The 22,875-nt window shown below is 61.2% G+C and carries 20 protein-coding genes; 7 read left to right on the forward strand and 13 right to left on the reverse strand.

Going from position 1 to position 22,875, the window contains the following annotated elements; all coding sequences use genetic code 11:
- The first annotated feature begins 19 nt into the window (after positions 1-19).
- The 3 genes from holA (at position 20) to ACKLNA_RS24400 (ending at position 2,745) form a co-directional block, all read left to right on the forward strand.
- Complete coding sequence (gene holA, locus ACKLNA_RS24390) at positions 20-1,057, forward strand: DNA polymerase III subunit delta (protein WP_408987340.1); 1,038 nt, start codon at positions 20-22, stop codon at positions 1,055-1,057.
- A gap of 139 nt (positions 1,058-1,196) precedes the next feature.
- Entirely contained in the window at positions 1,197-1,361 is a 165-nt protein-coding gene (gene arfA / locus ACKLNA_RS24395; RefSeq protein ID WP_408987341.1) for an alternative ribosome rescue factor ArfA, read from the forward strand.
- 61 nt (positions 1,362-1,422) lie between these two features.
- A complete protein-coding gene (locus ACKLNA_RS24400; RefSeq protein ID WP_408987342.1) occupies positions 1,423-2,745 on the forward strand; it encodes a lytic murein transglycosylase in 1,323 nt (440 codons plus the stop codon).
- 46 nt (positions 2,746-2,791) lie between these two features.
- Here the strand turns inward: ACKLNA_RS24400 and ACKLNA_RS24405 are convergent, their stop codons facing one another.
- The 13 genes from ACKLNA_RS24405 to ACKLNA_RS24465 all read right to left on the reverse strand — a co-directional run bounded on the left by ACKLNA_RS24405 (position 2,792) and on the right by ACKLNA_RS24465 (position 15,376).
- Positions 2,792-3,739: an LD-carboxypeptidase gene (locus ACKLNA_RS24405; RefSeq protein ID WP_408987343.1), complete on the reverse strand. Its 948-nt coding sequence runs from the start codon at positions 3,737-3,739 to the stop codon at positions 2,792-2,794.
- A gap of 174 nt (positions 3,740-3,913) precedes the next feature.
- The gene (lipA, locus tag ACKLNA_RS24410; RefSeq protein WP_162803535.1) at positions 3,914-4,912 is read right to left on the reverse strand and encodes a lipoyl synthase; all 999 of its coding nucleotides are present in this window, start codon (positions 4,910-4,912) and stop codon (positions 3,914-3,916) included.
- Positions 4,913-4,937: 25 nt separating this feature from the next.
- Positions 4,938-5,585, reverse strand: a complete 648-nt coding sequence (gene lipB, locus ACKLNA_RS24415) for a lipoyl(octanoyl) transferase LipB (RefSeq protein WP_085712280.1) — start codon at positions 5,583-5,585, stop codon at positions 4,938-4,940.
- Entirely contained in the window at positions 5,585-5,860 is a 276-nt protein-coding gene (locus ACKLNA_RS24420; RefSeq protein ID WP_007958664.1) for a DUF493 domain-containing protein, read from the reverse strand. The genes lipB and ACKLNA_RS24420 overlap by 1 nt, the downstream gene beginning before the upstream one ends.
- An 84-nt stretch (positions 5,861-5,944) precedes the next feature.
- Complete coding sequence (locus ACKLNA_RS24425; RefSeq protein WP_065259591.1) at positions 5,945-7,102, reverse strand: D-alanyl-D-alanine carboxypeptidase family protein; 1,158 nt, start codon at positions 7,100-7,102, stop codon at positions 5,945-5,947.
- 189 nt (positions 7,103-7,291) lie between these two features.
- Entirely contained in the window at positions 7,292-8,302 is a 1,011-nt protein-coding gene (locus tag ACKLNA_RS24430) for a septal ring lytic transglycosylase RlpA family protein (protein ID WP_408987344.1), read from the reverse strand.
- Positions 8,302-9,312, reverse strand: coding sequence for a lytic murein transglycosylase B (gene mltB, locus ACKLNA_RS24435; RefSeq protein ID WP_085712282.1), 1,011 nt, complete (start codon positions 9,310-9,312; stop codon positions 8,302-8,304). Before mltB ends, ACKLNA_RS24430 begins: the two co-directional genes overlap by 1 nt.
- Before the next feature lie 17 nt (positions 9,313-9,329).
- A complete protein-coding gene (rodA, locus tag ACKLNA_RS24440; protein WP_085712360.1) occupies positions 9,330-10,433 on the reverse strand; it encodes a rod shape-determining protein RodA in 1,104 nt (367 codons plus the stop codon).
- 31 nt (positions 10,434-10,464) lie between these two features.
- The gene (mrdA, locus tag ACKLNA_RS24445) at positions 10,465-12,360 is read right to left on the reverse strand and encodes a penicillin-binding protein 2 (protein WP_085712283.1); all 1,896 of its coding nucleotides are present in this window, start codon (positions 12,358-12,360) and stop codon (positions 10,465-10,467) included.
- Between the two features lie 10 nt (positions 12,361-12,370).
- Entirely contained in the window at positions 12,371-12,838 is a 468-nt protein-coding gene (gene rlmH, locus ACKLNA_RS24450; protein ID WP_408987345.1) for a 23S rRNA (pseudouridine(1915)-N(3))-methyltransferase RlmH, read from the reverse strand.
- A 10-nt stretch (positions 12,839-12,848) separates the two neighbouring features.
- Positions 12,849-13,343 (reverse strand): ribosome silencing factor, encoded by a 495-nt coding sequence (rsfS, locus tag ACKLNA_RS24455; protein ID WP_085712284.1) that lies wholly within the window; start codon positions 13,341-13,343, stop codon positions 12,849-12,851.
- A 70-nt stretch (positions 13,344-13,413) separates the two neighbouring features.
- Complete coding sequence (nadD, locus tag ACKLNA_RS24460; RefSeq protein ID WP_408987346.1) at positions 13,414-14,136, reverse strand: nicotinate-nucleotide adenylyltransferase; 723 nt, start codon at positions 14,134-14,136, stop codon at positions 13,414-13,416.
- Positions 14,105-15,376 carry a glutamate-5-semialdehyde dehydrogenase gene (locus tag ACKLNA_RS24465; RefSeq protein ID WP_114885742.1) on the reverse strand — a complete coding sequence of 424 codons (1,272 nt, stop codon included), beginning with the start codon at positions 15,374-15,376 and terminating at the stop codon, positions 14,105-14,107. Before ACKLNA_RS24465 ends, nadD begins: the two co-directional genes overlap by 32 nt.
- A gap of 177 nt (positions 15,377-15,553) precedes the next feature.
- On the opposite strand from ACKLNA_RS24465, the gene ACKLNA_RS24470 reads away from it, so the two are divergent.
- From ACKLNA_RS24470 to ACKLNA_RS24485, 4 genes are all read left to right on the forward strand, one after another.
- The gene (locus ACKLNA_RS24470) at positions 15,554-16,249 is read left to right on the forward strand and encodes a DNA-3-methyladenine glycosylase (protein ID WP_408987347.1); all 696 of its coding nucleotides are present in this window, start codon (positions 15,554-15,556) and stop codon (positions 16,247-16,249) included.
- A gap of 55 nt (positions 16,250-16,304) precedes the next feature.
- Positions 16,305-17,621 (forward strand): bifunctional DedA family/phosphatase PAP2 family protein, encoded by a 1,317-nt coding sequence (locus ACKLNA_RS24475; RefSeq protein WP_408987348.1) that lies wholly within the window; start codon positions 16,305-16,307, stop codon positions 17,619-17,621.
- Positions 17,622-17,757: 136 nt separating this feature from the next.
- Complete coding sequence (locus tag ACKLNA_RS24480) at positions 17,758-21,198, forward strand: calcium-binding protein (RefSeq protein ID WP_408987349.1); 3,441 nt, start codon at positions 17,758-17,760, stop codon at positions 21,196-21,198.
- Between the two features lie 244 nt (positions 21,199-21,442).
- Complete coding sequence (locus ACKLNA_RS24485) at positions 21,443-22,873, forward strand: hypothetical protein (protein WP_408987350.1); 1,431 nt, start codon at positions 21,443-21,445, stop codon at positions 22,871-22,873.
- Positions 22,874-22,875 lie beyond the last annotated feature (2 nt).

The raw sequence follows: 22,875 nt of genomic DNA on the forward strand, positions 1-22,875 counted from the left end.
GCCCCGTTCGCCTTCTCTTATGAAGCTCGCTCCCGCCCAACTCGGCAAACACCTGCAAGGCGCCCTTGCGCCGGTCTACATCATCAGCGGCGATGACCCGCTGCTGTGCCAGGAAGCTGCCGACGCCATTCGTTCCGCTGCCCGCCAGCAAGGTTTCGACGAACGCCAGGTGTTCGCTGCCGACGCCAATTTCGATTGGGGTACGCTGCTGCTGGCCGGGGCCAGCATGTCGCTGTTCGCTGAAAAGCGCCTTCTGGAACTGCGCCTGCCGTCCGGCAAGCCCGGTGACAAGGGTGCCGCCGCGCTGATCGAATACTGCTCGCGCCCCGCTGAAGATACGGTGCTGTTGATCAGCTTGCCCAAGCTGGACGGTAGCGCGCAGAAAACCAAGTGGGGCAAGGCGCTGGTCGAAGGTCCGCAGACCCAGTTCATCCAGATCTGGCCGGTGGATGCCAACCAGTTGCCCAGCTGGATTCGTCAGCGACTGTCTCAAGCCGGATTGTCGGCCAGCCAGGACGCGGTCGAACTGATCGCCGCTCGGGTCGAAGGCAACCTGCTGGCAGCCGCGCAGGAGATCGAAAAGCTCAAGCTGATGGCCGAAGGCGGACAGATCACTGTCGAAACCGTACAGGCGGCCGTGGCCGACAGTGCGCGTTTTGACGTGTTCGGCCTGACCGACGCGGTGCTCAACGGCGAACCGGCTCACGCACTGCGCATGCTCGAAGGCCTGCGCGGTGAAGGCGTCGAACCGCCAGTGATCCTCTGGGCCCTGGCTCGGGAGCTGCGTCTGCTGGCCAACATCTCCCTGCAGTACAGCCAGGGGACGCCGCTGGACAAGTGCTTCAGTCAGGCGAAACCGCCGGTCTGGGACAAGCGCAAACCGCTGATGAGCAAAGCGCTGCAACGCTACTCGGCGCAACGCTGGGCGCAGTTGTTGCTCGAAGCCCAGCGCATCGATGCGCAGATCAAGGGCCAGGCGGCCGGCTCGCCGTGGATGAGCCTCAGCCGTCTGGCGCTGTTGATGGCCGGTCAGCGTCTGACGCTTCCTGCCGAGTGAAACCCGGGATCGCATACTGCGATCCCTTTTTTTGCACAGACCATTTCCTACAGAACATCCCGCCTTCAGTCCTATAGACAGACGCCCGACATCGGCAGATCATTTGCCGCGCAAAACCTACTCACTTGCGAGAACCCTCATGAGCAAAAAGCCATCGAAACATGGCCACAACAAGGCCAAATCCATCGTCGCCCAACCCCTGTTCCGCAGCCGCCAGGAACGACCATCCAAGGGTAAAGGCAGCTACCGCCGCGAAGCCTTCCAGTCTGACAGCTGGGAGGCTTCTTACTTTCTGGCCGCTTGAAGCGCAGCACCCCTTCCTCATGTTAAGGTCTGCACCTGATTCGTATCCCCTGGACCTGTGCATGCCCCTCAGTCTTTCCCGTCGTTGGCCCGTTCGCCAACTGATCGCTGCCACAAGTTTCATACTGCTTGTCGCCTGCGCGGAGAAACCCACCGCCGCCGACGCGCAACCGCTTCAGACTGCTCCCGTTACCACGGCCCCTGCGGTCATCCCGCCGGTAGTGCCGTCCGGTGACGACCTCGATCTGCAACCGACCCAGACTTTCGCCGAGTGGCAGGCAGGTTTCCGCAAGGACGCCCTGGCCGCCGGTATCCGCCCCGATGTGTTTGATCGCGCCTTTGCCAACGTGAGCTTCGATGCCAGCGTGATCCGCGCCGACCGCAGCCAGCCGGAGTTCGCCCGGCCGGTGTGGGAATACCTGGACGGCGCCCTGTCGCCGCTGCGGGTACGTAAAGGCCAGGCGCTGATCAACCAGTACGCCGATATCCTGCAACGCATCGAGCAACGTTATGGCGTCGATCGCCAGGCGCTGGTATCGGTGTGGGGGATGGAAAGCAACTTCGGCCAGTTCCAGGGCACCAAATCGGTGATCAACTCTCTGGCAACGCTAGCCTATGAAGGTCGCCGCCCGGCCTTTGCTCACGCGCAACTGATCGCGGCGCTGCAGATCCTGCAACAGGGCGATATCACGCCAGAGAAAATGCTCGGTTCCTGGGCCGGCGCCATGGGCCAGACCCAGTTCATCCCGACGACCTACAACACCCATGCGGTGGATTTCGACGGTGACGGCCGCCGCGACATCTGGGGCAGCCCCGCCGACGCTCTGGCCTCCACCGCTCACTACCTGCAAAGCTCCGGCTGGCAGCGTGGCCAGCCATGGGGCTTCGAAGTGCAGCTGCCGAGCGGTTTCAATTACACCCTGGCCGATGGCGCGATTCGCAAGAGTGTCGCCGAATGGCGGCAACTCGGTGTGATCCTGCCCAACGGCGGCCAGGCTCCTGCCGGCTCCGAACAATTGTCGGCTGCCCTGCTGTTGCCGGCCGGCTATCGTGGCCCGGCGTTCCTGATCCTCGACAACTTCCGGGCGATCCTCAAGTACAACAACTCATCGTCCTATGCCCTGGCCGTCAGCCTGTTGTCCGAGCGCTTCAACGGCGCAGGCCTGATCAACGGAACCTGGCCAAAGGATGACCTGCCATTGAGCCGCACCGAGCGCATCGAGCTGCAAAACCTGCTGACCGCGCGCAACTACGACGCGGGCACCGCTGACGGCATCATCGGCGCCAATACGCGCAAGGCGATCCGCAGTGCGCAGCAGTCCTTTGGCTGGCCCGCAGACGGCTACCCGACACACAAGCTGCTGGAAAGCTTGCGTAGCCAGTAAAAACAAAACCGCCGCCTCTTCAGGCGGCGGTTTTTTTGTGGCTCGTTTAACGAATCACCACATCCTGCTCCAGCATCAATTCCTTCTTCCCCGCATCCAGTCGAACCAGCGCGCCCAACGGCAGCGTCAGGTTCGGATCACAGTGCCCGCTGCGCCATCCTGACAACACCGGAATCCGCAGCGGCTCGAAGGTCTGCTTGAGCAGGCGATTCAGCGCATCGACATCCACCCCCGCAATATCCCCGACCAACACGCCACGCAATCGGGCCAGCTTGCCGGCCAGACGCATCTGGGTCAGCAAGCGGTCGATCCGATACAGCGGCTCATTGATGTCCTCGATGAGCAGGATCACCCCTTCGACATCGATTTCGTAAGGCGTGCCCAGGGTCGAGGCGATCATCGCCAGATTGCCGCCCAGCAAGCGCCCGTGAGCGATGCCGGGCTCAACCGTGGTCAGTGGATAAGCCACTGGATGACTCAGCACACTGCCGGCCTTCAATTGACCGCGCAGCATGGAGAAGAACGACGTCACCGTCAGCGGCTCCTTGTCCCCCAGCAGGTCGGCGTTCAACAGTGGCCCGTGAAAGGTCACGAACCCGGCGTAGCGACTGATGGCCAGGTGCAGCGCGGTGATGTCGCTGTAGCCGACGAACGGCTTGGCATGGCGGCTCAGCAGATCGTAGTCGATCCGATCCAGCAACCTTGGCGTGCCGTAACCACCGCGCAGACAAATGATTGCATCCACCTCCTCGTCAGCGAACGCCGCGTGCAGATCGTTGAGCCGCACCTCGTCGCTGCCGGCCAGATAGCCATCCTTCTCGTAGACACCAGGAAACACCCGCAAACCGTAACCCCGGGCGCGCATCCATTGAACAGCCTTTTCAGTATCCAGCGTGCCGGGGCCGGCTGGCGCAATGACGCCTATCAACCCTTCCGACGGCAGCGCCGGCACAGGTTTGTGCGGGAAAAGGGTGTGAGTCGGTCGAACGGTCATCCATGGATCTCCCTGTGTGAAGTCATGCACACACAGTAGTCAGGAACGGCGACAAACAGAAGAGGCCCGGTCGCGCCGCAGATTGCAGGAAAAATGAACAACGAGTGTAGTCCGGGCAAAAAAATGCCCGCCGGGCGGTAAACCCCGGCGGGCATTTTCTCATTCAGCGCTGAATCAGGAACCGAGCAGCTCGGCCTTGACCAGTTTCGCCTGCTCGTCGGCGTGGTACGACGAACGCACCAACGGGCCGGACGCGACGTTCTTGAAGCCCATCTTGTAGCCTTCCTCGGCGAACCAGGCGAAGGTGTCCGGGTGCACGAAACGCTGCACCGGCAAGTGGCTGCGGGACGGTTGCAGGTACTGGCCCAGGGTCAGCATATCGATGTCGTGTTCGCGCATGCGCTTCATGACCTCGATAACTTCGTCGTCGGTCTCGCCCAGACCCAGCATCAGGCCGGATTTGGTCGGAATGTGCGGCATCATCTGCTTGAAGCGTTGCAGCAGGGTCAGCGACCACTGGTAATCCGAACCCGGACGCGCAGCCTTGTACAGGCGCGGCACGGTTTCCAGGTTGTGGTTGAACACATCCGGCGGCTCGGCCGCGGTGATTTCCAGGGCGATGTCCATTCGGCCACGGTAGTCCGGGACCAGGGTCTCGAGCTGTACGTTCGGCGACAGTTTGCGGATTTCGCGGATGCAGTCGGCAAAGTGCTGGGCACCGCCGTCACGCAGGTCGTCGCGGTCAACCGAAGTGATCACCACATACTTGAGTTTCAGGTCGGCGATGGCGATGGCCAGGCTTTCCGGCTCGTTGACGTCCAGTGGTTTCGGACGACCGTGACCCACGTCGCAGAACGGGCAGCGACGGGTGCAGATGTCGCCCATGATCATGAAAGTCGCGGTGCCGCCGGAGAAGCACTCGCCCAGGTTAGGGCAGGACGCCTCTTCACAGACGCTGTGCAGCTTGTGCTTGCGCAGCAGGCTCTTGATGCGCTCGACTTCCGGCGAAACCGGGATGCGCACGCGGATCCAGTCGGGTTTCTTCGGCAGTTCGGTGGTCGGAATGATCTTTACCGGGATGCGTGCAACCTTCTCGGCGCCGCGCAGCTTGACGCCGGCTTCAACCTTGGGACGCGGGGCCGGGCGCTCGGTCACGTCGAGCGTCGGGATCATGGTTTGCACTGCATCAGTAGTCATATCAGTCGATTCCGCCCGTCAGGGTCGTCTGCTCAGCATAGTCGAGGTGTTTGACGAGCTGCGCGCGCAGCCGGGCACTTACCTCGGCAAATTCAATCGATCCTGCGTGATCGCTCAGCTGGGTCATCGCCAGCCCGGCATAGCCGCAGGGATTAATCCGTCGAAACGGCTCCAGGTTCATATCCACGTTCAGGGCCAGGCCATGAAAGGAACAACCGTGGCGAATCCGCAAACCCAGAGAAGCGATTTTCGCTCCGTCGACATAGACGCCGGGAGCATCTGGCTTGGCCACGGCGGTCACACCATAGCTGGCCAGCAGTTCGATCAGGCAGCGCTCCATGCGCGTGACCAGGTCGCGTACGCCAAAACCCAGTTTGCGTACATCCAGCAACAGGTACGCCACCAGTTGGCCGGGGCCATGGTAAGTCACCTGCCCGCCGCGGTCGACCTGAACCACCGGAATGTCTCCCGGCAGCAACAGGTGTTCGGCCTTGCCGGCCTGCCCCTGAGTGAACACCGGCGGGTGTTCGACGAGCCAGATTTCGTCGGCGGCATCACTGCCGCGTTCGTTGGTAAAGCGTTGCATGGCATGCCAGACCGGCTCGTAAGCCATCTGGCCAAGTTCGCGAAAGCCCAGCGTGCCCGGCATCACAACACCATGTGTACGAAGCCGGTCGCCCGCAGTTCGCTGTTGATGTTGTACAGCTGATCCTGGTCGGTCGCGACGATGTGCAACTGGATGGTGGTGTACTTGCCGTTGCTGCTTTGACGCTCGTCGACACGCTCATCGTTGATCTTTGCGTGTTTCTTGACGATGTCGATGATCTTGTCTTTGTTGCCGACGCCCGTATCGCTGATCACCTTAACCGGATAATCAACCTGCGGAAATTCGATCTTTGGCGCCTTTACTTCGGTATCGGTCATGGCGTAACGGCCTCGTAAGCGTAAGCCCGGTAACGAACAAGGCCCCGCTCCGGAAGGGAACGGGGCCATGCAGGTCAACTCGAATCAGTTGAACAAGCCGTAGAAGAATAGACGGATGCTATCCCACATGCGGCGGAAGATACCACCCTCCTCGACAGCGTCCAGGGCGATCAGGTCGGCGCTGTGCACCACCTTGTCGTCCAGTTTCACTTCGACTTTACCGATCACGTCGCCCTTGGCGATTGGCGCGGTCAGTTGCGGGTTCATGGTCATGCTGGCAGCGAGCTTCTTCAGCTGGCCTTTCGGCAGGGTCATGGTCAGGTCTTCAGCCAGGCCGGCCTTGACTTGACTGGTGGTGCCTTTCCACACCGGGGCCTGAGCCAGTTCGGTGCCCTTCTGGTAGAAGGTCTGGGTTTCGAAGAAACGGAAACCGTAGGTCAGCAGTTTCTGGGTCTCGGCGGCGCGAGCCACTTCGCTGTTGGTGCCGAACACCACGGCGATCAGGCGCATGCCGTCACGTACGGCCGAGGACACCATGCAGTAGCCGGCTTCGTCGGTGTGACCGGTTTTCAGACCGTCGACGGTCTTGTCGCGCCACAGCAGCAGGTTGCGGTTAGGCTGCTTGATGCCGTTCCAGAAGAACTCTTTCTGCGAGTAGATCGCGTAGTGAGCCGGGTCTTCGTGGATGATCGCGCGCGCCAGGATCGCCATATCGTGAGCCGACGAGTAGTGCTCAGGGTTCGGCAGACCGGTCGGGTTCATGAAGTGGGTATTGGTCATGCCCAGATCGGCGACAGTCTTGTTCATCAGGTCGGCGAAGGCGTCTTCGCTGCCGGCGATGTGCTCGGCCACCGCGACGCTGGCGTCGTTGCCGGACTGAATGATGATGCCGTGCAGCAGGTCGCTGACAGTCACCTGCGAGCCAACCTTGATGAACATCCGCGAACCGCCGGTGCGCCAGGCGTTTTCGCTGACGGTCACCGGATCGTTTTCACCGATCTGGCCACGACGGATTTCCAGCGTAGCGATGTACGCGGTCATCAGTTTGGTCAGGCTGGCCGGTGGCAGACGCTGGTCACCGTTGTTCTCCACCAGCACGTTGCCGCTGCTGGCATCCATGAGCACGTAGGCTTTTGCGGCCAGTTGAGGTGGCGACGGCATCATCTCGGCCGCGAAGGCGGCTGGCGAGAGGAGCAGCGGGACTAGCAGACACAGGCGTTTGGCAAAGGTGGTGATGTTCATCCGTCTCTCGAAATCGCTAATGGAAACTGCCCTTGCGGGCAAAATTAATCAGATGACTTTCTAACGAGTCATCGCGTGTTCAGTTGCTCACTCCAGTCACCCTTTGCCGGGCTTTTGTTCTTCGACGAGCCAACAACCTGATTCACCCCCCAATCGCTGGCGAACCGTCAATCAAGTGCTACGTATTACTTACTCGGTGACCACACTTGGCGAACCAAGGTTGGCCAGGCGCACACTGTTCTGCACCTGGGCAATTTCACCCGGCGAACCGATCGGTCCCAGGCGTACCCGGTGCAGGGTCTGCTGATTGCGCACGATCGAGCTGATGAACACCGGAGCGCTCACCATCCCGCTGAGCTTCGACCTCAGGAGTTCTGCAGCGTCCGGGTTGGCGAACGCGCCCACCTGCAGATACTGGCCAGACGCTGGTGCAGAAGCGTTTTTTTTTGCGCCGATCTGTACAGGTGCAGTGTCGGAGGCGTGTTGTTGCGGCGGTGGAGTCCACTGCTCGATCGTACCGGCCGAAGCCGTGATCACCGGCGCAGTATTCTGCGCGACTTGCGGCTCGTTAAGCATCAAAGGCGCCGGACGGCCCTTCGCAGCCCACCACTGTTGCGGGTCGATACCCTCGACCTTGACTCGCGCGGTGCCGATTTCGGCATAGCCGAGCTTTTTGGCCGCCGCGTAGGACAGGTCGATGATCCGGTCCGAATAGAACGGCCCACGGTCGTTGACCCGCAGAATCACGCTCTTGTTGTTGTCCAGGTTGGTCACCCGAACGTAACTTGGCAGCGGTAAGGTCTTGTGGGCGGCACTCATGCCGTACAGGTCATAGACCTCGCCATTGGCGGTGTTCTGACCATGGAACTTGGTGCCGTACCAGGATGCGGTGCCCGAGGCCACGTAGGTCTTGGACTCCTGCAACGGGAAGTAGGTCTTGCCCAGCACGGTGTAAGGGTTGGCCTTGTACGGGCCGGTGTGCAGGGTCGGCGTGGCATCCGGAATACGCGATACATCGACGTCCCACCATGGCGCACCGTCCTTGTGGGCCCGGTTGATGTCCAGACCCGGTTGGGCACGAACGGTGTTCGAGGCGTATTTCTGGGTCGGCGCCCGGCTGGTCGAGCAACTGGCGACCAGCACCGCCAACGCGGCGAATGCCACCAGCTTCAGGGGTTTGTTGATAGGCAATGCCTGCATTACTTGACGCCCCGTGCTTTTACCAGCTCTTCAGACAGTTGATGTACGGCCATGGCGTACATCACGCTGCGGTTATAACGCGTGATCGCGTAGAAATTCTTCAGGCCCATCCAGTATTCCGGGCCATTGTCGCCTTCCAGGCGAAATGCAGTAACCGGCATATCATCGCGCAGCGCATCATGACTTGACCAGCCCAGCGCTCGCAACTCCCCGACGGTTTTCGTCGGTTCGATGCCGGTGGTCAGGCCTTCATCCACCTGCTCGCCGCGCACATCGGCACGACTGACCACCGGCTCGCCGGCCACCCAGCCGTGACGCTTGAAGTAGCTGGCGACACTGCCGATCGCATCATCCGGGTTGTTCCAGATATTGATGTGGCCATCGCCGTCGAAATCCACCGCATAGGCGCGAAAGCTGCTCGGCATGAACTGCGGCAGGCCCATCGCCCCGGCGTAGGAGCCCTTGAGGGTCAGCGGGTCGACCTGTTCTTCGCGCGCCAGCAGCAGGAACTCACGCAGTTCCTTGCGGAAAAATTCGGCACGGGGAGGATAGTCGAAACCCAGCGTGGACAAGGCATCGATCACCCGGTAATTGCCGGTATTACGTCCGAAAAAGGTCTCGACGCCGATGATCGACACGATCACCTGGGCCGGAACGCCGTATTCCTGCTCGGCGCGGGCCAGTACCGCCTCGTGCTGGCGCCAGAAGTCCACACCCCGGGCGATGCGCGCGTCGGTGATGAACATCGGCCGGTATTCTTTCCACTGCTTGACCCGTTCGGCGGGTTTGGAAATCGCGTCGAGAATCGCCTGCTTGCGCTGGGCCTCGCGGAACACCGCCATCAGTTGCTCGCCGGCGAAACCGTAGTCGCGGGTCATTTCACCGACGAATTCGGCCACCTGGGGCGAGCCTTCGTAATCGCCGGCCAGCGCTTCCTGCGCGCTGCCAAGGATGCCTACCAGGCCGAGCCACGGTGCGTATCGTGTCGCCCAGTCACGCATTACTTGCATTGAACTCTTCACCTTATTCAAACCTGTGCGATCCACTTGCGATGTGTATGGATCGACATCAAAACCCCAAACGCTGACAGCAGCGTCACCAGCGAAGTTCCGCCGTAGCTAATGAACGGCAACGGCACTCCCACCACCGGCAACAGGCCACTGACCATACCGATGTTGACGAAAACATAAACAAAAAACGTCATGGTCAAGGCGCCGGCGAGCAATTTGCCGAACAGCGTCTGCGCCTGGGCGGTAATCACCAGGCCACGACCGATCAGCAGCAGATAGATCAGCAACAGCGCGCAAATGCCCACTAGCCCGAACTCTTCGCCCAGCACCGCAATAATGAAGTCGGTGTGGCTTTCCGGCAGGAAGTCCAGGTGCGACTGGGTGCCCAGCAGCCAGCCCTTGCCGAACACGCCGCCGGAACCAATGGCGGCCTTCGACTGAATGATGTTCCAGCCGGTGCCCAGCGGATCGCTTTCCGGGTCGAGGAAGGTCAGGATCCGTTGCTTCTGGTAGTCGTGCATGATGAAGAACCACATGGCGATCGCCACGGGCACGGCGGCGGCCAGCACGCTGAGGATCCAGCGCCAGCGCAATCCGCCCATGAACAGCACGAACGCACCGCCGGCCAGAATCAGCAGCGACGTGCCCAGATCCGGCTGACGCACGATCAGAATGAACGGCACACCGATCAACATCAGGCTGATCCCGACATGCTTGAGCTGCGGCGGCAACGTTCGCTTGGACAGATACCAGGCAATGGTCGCCGGCATCAGGATCTTCATGAATTCCGACGGCTGGAAGCGGATCACCCCGGGAATGTTGATCCAGCGGGTCGCGCCCATGGCGTTGTGGCCCATGATGTCCACCACCATCAGCAACACCACCCCGACCACATAACCGAGCGGCACCCAACGGGCCATGAACCTCGGCTCGAACTGGGCGATGACGATCATCGACACCAGGCCGATGCCGAACGACGTGGCCTGTTTGGCCAGCAGGTCCCAGCTCTTGCCGCTGGCCGAATACAGCACGAACAGGCTGCCGGCGGCGAGGATCAGCAGCAGGACCAGCAAAGGTCCGTCGATATGCAGGCGTTGCAGCAGCGTCGCGCGGCGACGCATCACATCCTCGCTGGAGAGCATGCGATCGAAATTATTCTTCACGGGCCGTAGCCTCCGCACTGATTGGGCTGGCGTATTCGGCCTTCAAGCGTCCGTCCTGATCCAGCAGCCAGGCGTCCATCACCTGACGCACCACGGGCGCAGCGACACCGGAACCGGACTCACCGTTCTCGACCATCACCGACACCACGATTTTCGGGTTGTCGGCCGGTGCAAAACCGACGAACAGAGCGTGGTCGCGGTGGCGTTCCTGCACCTTGGAGCGGTCGTACTTCTCGCCTTGCTTGATCGCGACCACCTGGGCCGTACCCGACTTGCCGGCGATCCGGTATTGCGCGCCGATCGACGCCTTGCGCGCCGTACCCCGGGCACCGTGCATCACCTGCTGCATGCCGTGGTTGACCTTGGTCCAGTCCGACGGATCGCGCAGGACGATGTCCGGCATCGGGTTCTCATCCTTGGGCTTCTCGCCCTCGATGGTCTTGGCCAGGTGCGGACGGTTCCACACGCCCTTGTTGGCCACCAGCGCGGTGGCCTGGGCCAGTTGCAGCGGGGTCGATTGCATATAGCCCTGGCCGATCCCGAGAATCAGGGTCTCGCCCGGGAACCAGGCCTGCTTGCGGGTCGCACGTTTCCATTCGCGGGACGGCATCAGGCCCGGGGATTCTTCGAACATGTCCAGCGAGACCTTCTGGCCGATGCCGAACTTGTTCATGTAGGCCGACAACCGGTCGATTCCGAGCTTGTGCGCCAGGTCATAGAAGTAGGTGTCGTTGGACCGCATGATCGCCGTGTCGAGGTCGACGAAGCCGTCCCCGGTGCGGTTCCAGTTGCGGTACTTGTGATCGTAGTTGGGCAGCATGTAATAACCGGGGTCGAACACCCGGCTCGACGCTGTCACCACGCCCGCATCGAGACCGGCAATCGCCACCGCCGGTTTGATCGTCGAACCCGGCGGGTACAGGCCGCGCAACACGCGGTTGAACAGCGGCCGGTCGATGGAATCGCGCAGCTCGGCGTAAGCCTTGAAGCTGATGCCGGTGACGAACAGGTTCGGGTCGAAGCTAGGCTGGCTGACCATTGCCAGCACTTCACCGGTGTTCGGGTCCAGCGCCACTACTGCACCGCGTCGTCCGCCCAGTGCGGCTTCGGCGGCTTCCTGCAATTTGATGTCGAGGCTCAGGACGATGTCCTTGCCCGGCACCGGATCGGTACGTTTGAGCACCCGCAGCACACGGCCCCGGGCGTTGGTCTCGACCTCTTCGTAACCTACCTGCCCGTGCAGCTCGGCTTCATAGAAGCGCTCGATGCCGGTCTTGCCGATGTGGTGGGTGCCGCTGTAATTGACCGGATCGAGGGTCTTCAGCTCTTTCTCGTTGATCCGCCCCATGTACCCCACCGAGTGCGCAAAATGCGCGCCCTGCGGGTAGTGACGTACCAGCTGCGCGACCACTTCCACGCCCGGCAGGCGGAACTGGTTCACCGCGATCCGGGCGATCTGCTCTTCGGTCAGCTCGAACAGGATCGGCACCGGCTCGAACGGCCGGCGCCCCTGTCGCATGCGCTTTTCGAAGATCACCCGGTCTTCCGGCGTCAGCTCCAGAACTTCGACGATCACGTCGAGCACCTGCTGCCAGTCGCCGGAGCGCTCGCGGGTCATGCTCAGGCTGAAGCTCGGACGGTTGTCCGCCACCACCACGCCGTTGCGGTCGTAAATCAGGCCACGGGTCGGCGGAATCGGCTGGACATGGACGCGGTTGTTTTCCGAGAGGGTCGAGTGGTACTCGTACTGGATCACCTGCAGGAAATACAGCCGGGCAATCAGCACACAGATCAGCAGCACCACCGCAATGGCCCCGAACACGACGCGGCTACGCACCAGGCGGGCGTCTTTTTCGTGGTCCTTGATGCGGATCGGCTGGGACATGAGGGCAGGATTACTTGTGGTAAGGGTGGCCGGACAACACGGTCCAGGCACGATACAACTGCTCGCCGATGAGGATGCGCACCAACGGGTGCGGCAGCGTCAACGGCGACAACGACCAGCGCTGGTCGGCGCGGGCACAGACTTCCGGCGCCAGCCCTTCCGGGCCGCCGACCATGAAATTGACCGTGCGCGAGTCCAGCCGCCAGCGGTCGAGTTCGACCGCCAGCTGCTCGGTGCTCCAGGGCTTGCCGTGCACTTCGAGGGTGACGATCCGCTCGTTGTGCCCGACCTTGGCCAGCATGGCTTCGCCTTCCTGACGGATGAAGCAGGCTACGTCGGCATTCTTGCCACGGGTGTTGAGCGGAATTTCCACCAGTTCCAGCGCCAGCTCGGACGGAAGACGCTTGGCATATTCATGCCAGCCTTCTTCCACCCACTTGGGCATGCGTGAACCGACGGCGATCAGTCGCAGTCGCACAGCGCGTCCCTTACAGCTGGTCTTTGTTGAGCTTGGTGAAGTGCTCGTGGGTGTTTTCCGGGCTGTGGTGCTTGGCATCTGCCGCACGGCTTTGCTCGGCACCGGCCCACAGGCGCTCCAGGTCGTAGAACTGACGGGCCGAGGCGGTCATCATGTGCACGATCACCAGGTCCAGGTCCAGCAGCACCCAGTCGCTGTCGCCCTTGCCTTCTTCGCCCAGCGGCTTGGCGCCCTGTTTTTTCACTTCTTCGCGAACCTTGTCCAGCATCGCGTTGATCTGACGGTTGGACGTACCGGTGGCGATGATCATGTAGTCAGTGATGCTCTGCTTGTCGCGCACATCGATGATCTGGATGTCCTGGGCCTTGACGTCTTCCAGGGCGGCCACGGCCACCTTGACCAGCTCGTCGCCTTTCAGCGGTTCGTTGGTGTTGGCGACTTCCGGCAGCGGAGCGCTCTTGAACGTGCCTTTGCGCTTTACTTTGGTTTGGTCTTTGTCAGTCATATAAAACTCGTTTTGCTCATGTATTCGGCGGCTCGTTCCACGATGATCGTGTTACTCGAGCACGCCTTGTTCAGTTCGACGCACGGTACAGACCGTGCGCATCGATGTAGGCCAGGACCGCGTCGGGCACCAGGAAACGTACCGACTTACCGCTGGCCAGCAGTTGACGGATCTGGGTGGCGGAGACCGCGAGCGGTGTCTGCCAGACGAATGCAATCTGTCCGCTCGGCCCTTTCAGGGCCAGCGGGTCGCTCACCGAACGCGCTGCCAGCAGGTTGCGCAAGGCATCCGGCGGTTCGCTGTCGGCGTCCGGGCGCTGTAGCACCAGGATGTGGCAATGCTGGAGCAACTCTTCCCAGCGGTGCCAAGTGGGCAGGCCGCAAAATGCGTCCCAGCCCAAAAGCAGAAAAACCTGGGTCTCGGCGGCCAGTTCAGCGCGCAGCGACTCCAGGGTATCGATGGTCCAGGACGGTTTGTCCCGCTGCAACTCGCGGGCGTCCACCACCAGCGGCGGCACTCCGGCCACCGCACACTCGACCATTGCCAGCCGATCCTGCGCCGACACCTGCGGGGTATCGCGATGGGGCGGCCGGGCGCTGGGCATCATGCGCAGCTCATCGAGCGCCAGCGCATCGGCGACTTCCAGCGCGCCGCGCAAATGGCCGACATGCACCGGATCGAAGGTTCCGCCCAGGACGCCAATGCGTCTGGGGCGAGACTTCCTGCCGGATTTCGGCGCTTTCGGCTCGAGGTCGGACAAGTCAGACCGTCGCCTGGCCGCGTAACTGGCCATCACCGACCACGACGTATTTCTCGCAGGTCAGTCCTTCGAGGCCCACCGGGCCACGGGCGTGCAGCTTATCAGTAGAAATGCCGATCTCGGCACCCAATCCGTATTCGAATCCATCGGCGAAGCAGGTCGGGGTGTTGATCATCACCGATGCCGAGTCGACTTCGGCCACGAACTGCCGGGTGTCGGCGAGGTTTTCGCTGACGATCGAATCGGTGTGGTGAGAGCCGAAATGGTTGATGTGCTCGATGGCCTGGTCCAGGCCGTCGACCACGCGGATCGACAGAATCGGCGCCAGATACTCGGTGCTCCAGTCTTCTTCAGTCGCCGCGACCGCCTCGATGATCGCCCGGGTGCGCTCGCAACCACGCAGCTCGACGCCTTTTTCGCGGAACTGTCTGGCCATCGACGGCAGGAAATCCTTCGCAACACTTTGATCGACCAGCAGCGTCTCCATCGCGCCGCAGATGCCATAACGATAGGTCTTGGCATTGAAGGCGATGCGCTGGGCTTTCGGCAGGTCGGCGTGTTCGCTGACATAGACGTGGCAGATGCCGTCCAGATGCTTGATCACCGGCACCCGGGCGTCGCGGCTGATGCGCTCGATCAGGCCACGGCCACCGCGCGGTACGATCACATCGACGTACTCGGGCATGGTGATCAGGGCGCCAACGGCGGCGCGGTCGGTGGTTTCCACCACTTGCACCACGGCGGCCGGCAATTCGGCTTCGGCCAGGCCACGCTGGATGCAGGCGGCAATCGCGCGGTTGGAATGAATCGCCTCGGAACCGCCCCGCAGGATGGTCGCATTGCCGGACTTCAGGCACAGGCTCGCGGCATCGATGGTCACGTTCGGACGGGATTCGTAGATGATCCCGATCACGCCCAGCGGCACGCGCATCTTGCCGACCTGAATGCCCGACGGACGGAAGCTCATATCGCGGATCGCGCCGACCGGATCCGGTAAGGCAGCGACCTGACGCAGACCGACGATCATCCCGTCGATGCGGGCCGGGGTCAGTTCCAGGCGCTCCAGCAGTGCAGGCTCCAGACCATTGGCGCGGCCTGCGGCCAGATCCTGTTCATTGGCTGCCGCAAGCTCGGCGCGGGCGGCGTCCAGCGCATTGGCGGCAGCCAGCAGGGCGCGGTTTTTCTGCGCGGTGCTGGCACGGCCGATGACCCGGGAAGCTTCGCGGGCGGCGCGACCCAATCGGGTCATGTAGTCAAGAACGGACTCAGTCATGGTCTGCTGGGGTCTTGGCAAAGAGGAAAGCGGCAGATTATAGCTGTCGCGTCCCGGGACTAACAGCGGTGACGGGCGGATGGTCGAAATGGACGGCGATTTGCCGATGTTCAGCCGTAATTAAGGCTCGGATTGTTATCATCACGACCTCTTTCGCCTGGATAAACACCGTTTGCCATGTCCAACCTGACCGTTCGCGCCCGTGCCGAGCGCCTGCCGCTGGGCCTTCCGGACGTTTTTTTCGACCGTGACGCTCAGACGCTTGCCCGCGATCTGCTGGGCAAAGTCATCCGTCACCGGGTCGGCGACCTGTGGCTGAGCGCCCGGATCATCGAAACCGAAGCCTATTACTGCGAAGAAAAAGGCAGTCACGCCTCCCTCGGCTACACGGAAAAGCGTAAGGCTTTGTTTCTGGATGGCGGCCACATCTATATGTACTACGCCCGTGGCGGCGATTCGCTGAACTTCAGCGCGCAGGGTCCTGGCAATGCGGTGCTGATCAAATCGGCCTATCCGTGGGTCGACGAGATCAGCGGCCCGGCCAGTCTGGCGCAGATGCTGCTGAACAATCCCGATGCTCAGGGCCGACCGCGGCCGTCGCAAAAGCTTTGCGCCGGGCAAACCCTGCTGTGCAAGGCCCTGGGACTGAAAGTGCCAGTGTGGGATGCCAAGCGTTTCGACCACGAAACCCTGCTGGTGGAAGACACCGGCCCCGCGCCAGGCCACATCATCCAGACCACCCGCCTGGGTATCCCCCATGGGCGCGACGAGCATTTGATGTACCGCTTCGTCGATGCGGCCTATGCCCAGTGGTGCACCCGGAACCCGCTGCGCCGGGGCCAGGTCGAAGGACGCGATTACTTTCTGCTGTGAACTTCCCCCTCTGCACTACGCCGACCAGGGACATCAATGAAATGGAGTGTGTTGTATGGGCCCATGGCTCGATAGCGTGACCGGATGGCTGGCCGCCAATCCGCAGTGGCTGGCTGCTGCGGTGTTCGTCGTGGCCTTTGTCGAATGCCTGGCGATTGCCGGGATCATCGTTCCCGGCACGGTGTTGCTGTTCGCCGTGGCGGCACTTGCCGGCAGCGGTGCGCTGTCACTGAGCGAGACCCTGTTGCTGGGCTTTCTCGGCGGGATTCTCGGCGACCTGGTTTCGTATTTCCTCGGCCGCCACTTCCATCAGAACATCCGGCGCCTGCCGGGCCTGCGTCATCACCCGGAGTGGATGGCCGGCGCGGAAACCTACTTCCAGCGCTACGGCATCGCCAGTCTGCTGGTCGGACGTTTCATCGGTCCGCTGAGGCCGATGCTGCCGATGGTCGCCGGGATGTGCGACATGCCCTTCCCGCGCTTCGTTGCCGTCAGCCTGCTGGCGGCGGCGGGCTGGAGCATCGCCTACCTGCTGCCCGGCTGGGCCACCGGGGCGGCGATTCGTCTGCCATTGCCGGAAGGCTTCTGGCTGCAGGCCGGGATTGTCGCCGCCAGCATTGCGGTGATGGTCGGCCTGAGTGCCAACAGCAGTCTGCGCCGTCACCGCCGGGCGACAATCTGGATCAGCAGCATGAGCCTGTTGATCCTGATCGCGCTGTTCATCGGTTACCCCTACCTGACCGCGCTCGATCAGGGCGTCATGACCCTCGTGCAGGAACACCGCAGCGCGGTGCTCGACGAGGTTGCGGTGGTCTTCACCCTGATCGGTGAATTCCGCAACATGCTGCTGTTCAGCATTTTGCTGACAGGCCTGTTGCTGCTGTGCCGCCAGTGGCGTCAGGCGATCTTCGCCGGCAGTACCCTGCTCGTCACTGCGCTGGCCAACACCGGGACCAAACTGTTTTTCGCCCGGGTGCGCCCGGAGGTGCTGACCGATCCGATCACCAGTTACAGCATGCCCAGCGGTCATGCGTCCGGATCGTTCGCGCTGTTCCTGACCCTCGCCGTGCTGGCCGGACGCGGGCAACCGCCAAGACTGCGCCTGACGTGGCTGCTGATCGGCTGCATTCCGGCGCTGGCGATTGCGCTGTCGCGGGTCTATCTGGGGGCACACTGGCCAACCGATGTGTTGGCCGGTGCGATGCTCGCCGCCTGTGTCTGCGCAGCGAGCCTGTGGCTGACTCAGCGCCAATCCCCCCTTGAAGCGATGCCGCAGAAAGTCTGGTGGCTGGTGCTGCCGGCACTGGTCGCCCTGTTCGGTTTCTTTGTACTGCGGCATCTGCCACATACCTTGTTGCGATATGCCTACTGAGCCCACGCTCAACGCTCATCGGCGCACCCGGCGCCGATGAGCGTCATCAAACATTTGGCAAAGCAAATGCTCATGAACAAGTCCGTGCCCCATGCCACATTCCGGCAGCACCACAAACGGACTTGTGAAAAGAACCATGACTTTGACCAATCAATTGAACCCTGCTTCACGGACTGACCGATCGTCAGCTCCGATCAAAATATCCGACCTGAACATCCACCCGGAGCCGCCGCTCAAACCCTCGGGTAAAAAACCCGGGCTTGCGGATCTCGACGCCCTTTTTGGCCCTCTGCGCATCGGAGAATTCAGTGTCAGCCGCCAGACGCTCCAGGCCCTGGGCGGCCGAATCGATGGGGAAACCCTCTCGGCGACCAACACCTACTTTTCCGAACCTGACCAAACATTCATCGATGCACTGGAATTCGATACGGCTCAGATCGAACAGCGCATGAGATCCGTTCCTTCACCGGAAAACGCTCAAATCCCGCCCCTGCTGTACGAAATCGTCACTCAGCGCTCCCCCGAAGCCCCACCACTCATGCGTGAGATGCCCACCGGTGAATTCGCTGACGCCATGAACAAGATCAACCACCTGCTGAACGCCACCCAACGCCTGGACATTCGTCGAAATCCGATGCCCGAGCATTTACCGGGCTGGGTCGACAAGGCCAAAAGCAGCTCAATGACCACCATGGGCGTCGGGTTGCAGGCATACGGGCTCTACTGCGCTTACGTCGGCGCCATCGACGCCCTGAAAAAAGGCGATTTGGGAGAAGCGATGATCAACGTAGGCGGAGGGCTCGCGGAAATCGTCTCATTGGGTTTGGAGTACGCATTAGTCAAGACCGGAGAGCACATGATCCGCCAGGGATCCATGGCCTTCGAACAATTCGGCAAGACCACCATGGGCAAATGGTTGTGTCGCGGAGCCGGATTGATCGCCAGTGCTCTGACGCTGCCCTTTGATATCTATACCGCCATCAAATCCTTCAACGATGCGGCCAAGGCTCAGGGCAAGGAAGCTCAGGATCTGTACGTCACCGGCGGACTGAGTGTATTCAGTGGCGTACTGTCCCTGGCCCTTGGCTGCGCAGCACTGGCGGGATTCAAGGCAGCAGGCCCGGTGGGTATCGCCGCTGCCGCAATCATGATTGTCGGAGCGAAAATCTATGGCGCCGTCCGGGCGGTCGACGACATTGACGACTACATCGAACTGACCGTGAACGAACGCTGGCGCGCTGGCTGGTTCGCATTCACCGGTCAGAATCAGGACAAGGCGCTGATGGATCGCTACCTGATTGCCAAGACCACCGCCGACTATGCCAAAGCCCTGAAGACCCGCAGCCTCGCCTGGCTCGACAATGAGTTCAAGGAAAGTGTCGACGTGATCGTCAATGGCCGGTTCGAGGTCAAGCTGCAGCCCACTCGCATCTATAACTACGACTGGAAAAAGGGCGAGTCGCCATACAAGACCGAAAACCTGCCGGTCATCGTTGACACCGATGACGTCTACGACGCGAGGGATGGCCTGCCGACATCGGACTCCATTGTTTCCAAAGCCCGGGCCGATTCGACCAAGGGCGTGTTCTGGAGTCTCGGCGGCGGCCATGACGCCGTACAAGGCGTGCGGGATAAAGCCAACTTCTTCAGCTATGGCACCGGCAGAAAAGTGCTGCATGGCGGCGAAAAAAGTGACTCCTTTATCTTTCAGTCGGCTTCCGAAGCACTTTCATACGATCCGATCAGGGCAAGCGAGCTGTCGGGAGGGGACGGTATCGATCTGTTGTGGCTGCAAGGCACGCACAGTCATCTGGATCATATCCCCGACCCGCCGCGTCATCTCGGCTATGACATCGATTTGAAAAACGGCACGCTGTCGTTGCGACCTGTGGACCCGAAACTCGAGCCAGTGCTGCACTCCACGCTCAGGTCCATCGAAAAGGTCGAGACGCTCGCCGGCGCGGTCAATCGTGTGACCGGCTCCGATCAGGCTGACATCATCGCCGCCAATGGCAACGACCACGTCGATGCCGGCGGCGGAGACGACCAGATTGCCGTGCGCGGCCTGCATGTCACGGTCGATGGTGGCCCTGGAAACGATACCTATCAGATCGACTCGATGAGTATTCAGGTTTCCGTCACCGAAGATGACCAGGAGCCCAGCAAGGTCTATTTGGGTGTACCGCTCGAAGCCATCCAGCGCTGGTACGTCCGCAATGACGCTGTGGTCATCGAATCACTGCGCGACGACGACGTGCGCTCGCCAAGACAGGAACTCGTTCTCGAAGCGGTGTACCGGACTGTCAATGGCAAGCGCTCGTTGCGCAATGATAAATGGACGTTCATCACCCAGGACGGTTACCACCTGCTACCGCAATGGCCTGCCGAAATCATGGATCTGAACGACCTGTCGATAAATGTCAGCATTCTGACTGCCGGCATCGCGAAAACCTCGCCGTTACCGCTTGATAATCGCCGTTACAAACTGTCGGGCATCACGCACTCGTACTATTTCGTTTCCAGGCATCTTTATCACACGACCCTGGTGGCCAGACAGAACGACAAACCCACCCGCAGCACCCTTTATGTCGATCATGACAGCACGGAAATCGATGAAGTCCGGGCCATATACACCGTTACAAAATCGGAACCCGGTGCGTTCACGTTCCTCCACTACTCGAATGTTCAGTTCACCATCACATTCAGGCACGGAGGCGGCATGCTTACACTTCTCGGTGCAGTGAGAGAGCATCCAGGCAGGAAAAGCGATGCAGGCGCCGGGATCATGGCCTCCGGCTGGCAAATGATTCACCCCGTGACGCTGATCATGCGTGACGGTATTTCCTATCACCTCGACGTCCCTCGCAACTCGTATCGCGAGGATGCGAAACTCGATGGCTACACCTATATCCAGAGCCACGCTTCATTGCGTGAACGGGCAGGCAAATACATTTTCGTCCGGCCTTCGGTCCAAAAGCACACCTTGAAGACAACGCCGCAACGAGTCGACTTTCAGGACACCGAACATCAGGCGACCTACTGGCTGGAAGGACGATCCTCGACTTACGAACTGTTTCCCGCCCCCCATGCTTCCATTCGGCTGTCCACCGCCGAAGCCGACGCCGGCATTTCGGGGTCATCCAGCTGGCACCTCCACACACAGCATCTGCAGGAACAGATCACTTCGCGCAACCTTGTCATCAAGGACAACCTGCTGAGGATCGGCAGCATCCTGATTCACCTGCCGGACAGCAACGACCCTGCGCTGCCACTGGAAACCGTCGAAGTCGTGGTCTCATCGGGAAACCGTTACCGGATCAACGCCTTGTTCGAGGTGATCGGTCTCTACGTCGTGGACGCCCGCGCCTATTCTTCAGTTGAGGCAATCATCCAGGACATAGAAGACCACCAGCAACGCGACGAACTCGAGACCTACCATGTGCAGGTACGCAATATTCGTCTGCGCGACGGGGCTCCCGGCAGAATCTTCTACAACACCGATACCCGTATCTGGAGTTCGGAAAGCGCTCCGTCCCGCTCGATACCAATCGAACACCTGTTCATCGTCAAGGAATGACACCATGCGACCCAAACCTCCCGCGCCGCCCAGCCCTCACAGGATAAACACGCCTGTCGAGCCGCCCGTTCAACCACCCCGGTTACGACCACTGCTTCCACAGTCGCCGCACTTTCCATCGCCCGACCCATTCACGCCACGCGGTCAAAACCCGGGGTATACACCCCCCGCAGTCGGCACATCCGAACCGCCACGAGTACAGATATCGGACCTGCCAGCAGGCTCCCGGCAAACAGCCACGGTCTTGAACGGCTACCTGCTGCCCCCCGGACTGTTGCGCAACATGCAACCGGCCAACGAAGAAGGCCTGCGTTACATCGTCGGGCGCCAGTTCGTCGATGTAAAAGGGGTCGGCACGGTATACGTGGAGTTCGATACCAACCTGGACACTTTCCGGGCAATGGATCTCTACAAGAAACTCGCGCCCGGCCCGGCCCTCTACCGAAATACCGGTGAGACAACCTGGAGCCTGTCCAGGCCGCTGAAACGACCGCACCCGACGGACACGGACAGCGCAGCGGTTGTATCAAGCAAGCAACCTTCGCCCGAACCGTTGACGGTGCAGTTGAAGGCCGCCACTACCGAGTTGTTGAACGAACACTTCAAGCGGCTGTATCCACAATTGACCCACGGTGAACGCGTCGTACTGTTGCGTTCCTACAATCTTTCCCCTCGCCAGCACGTGCGATTGCGCGACGACTTGATCACCAATCCGTCGATGCTTCCCCGCTGGGCGGACAGCCACAAGCTTCGCTCAATGGACGTAAACGATCCGACCCGCTTCGATGCGCTCCACCAGGAAATCGAACCGCTGCTCCTGCCATTGCGCAACGGCAAGCTGCTGCGCCACGGTCTGGGCGACTTCGATGAAAGTGTCAGCAGAGAGTTTCTCGAGGCCTTTCTTGCGAAGCTGGGTTATTTGCGCAACAGCAGCGACTGTCTGTACCGCACCGACATTCCCGCTCTGTTCAGGGGCGATGAGCGCACGCCTTTCGAGCTCTATAACGACAGCCGGATGCTGCCGCGCCTGAAGCATCCCCGTGGCGCGACAACGGAGAAACCGATCAGCGCCACGGTCAGCCTTGAGCTGGTCAGGGGATACGCCGGCCGCGGCACCGAGTCCCCCGATCCGGAATACCTGCGCTACAACAACCAGAAAAACAAATTCCCCGGCAGAAAGCCCGGCGAGCCGGATGTCGAGTCGGGCGAATCGGACAACGACTGGTCTGATGTATCCGACGTGGAACTGGACTCCGAGCGCAACTATGAAACGATCCGTCACAATCAGCAGTTCATATTCGCCTACGTCATCGACACGCGAAAGCTGGAAGTGGTCCTCAGGGAGGAGAACCACTTCCTCAATGACGCAGCCACCCGCAAGGGTGCGTGGTTTCCCGACGATGAACTCGAGGCACTGATATCGACCTCGAAGCGGGGCATCGAGTCGCAGCGCCTGTGGCTGCTCGACTCAACGTTCACTCGCGCAGCGAAGGTCGATGACATTGGCGAGCAGGCACAATACGGCGATTCCATTGAAGAGCGCACCCACAGTGGTGCATTCAACCGGCATGAGTATGACGCCCTGATCGACAAGGTTGCGTTGGCAGGCAAGCCGATCCTGACACTGGACAAGGGCAAAGAGTGGTTCGCCAACGATATCGTCTGGCCCGAGTAAGT

This window comes from Pseudomonas sp. UV AK001 (assembly GCF_046097675.1).
In the GTDB taxonomy this organism is placed as follows: domain Bacteria; phylum Pseudomonadota; class Gammaproteobacteria; order Pseudomonadales; family Pseudomonadaceae; genus Aquipseudomonas; species Aquipseudomonas kribbensis.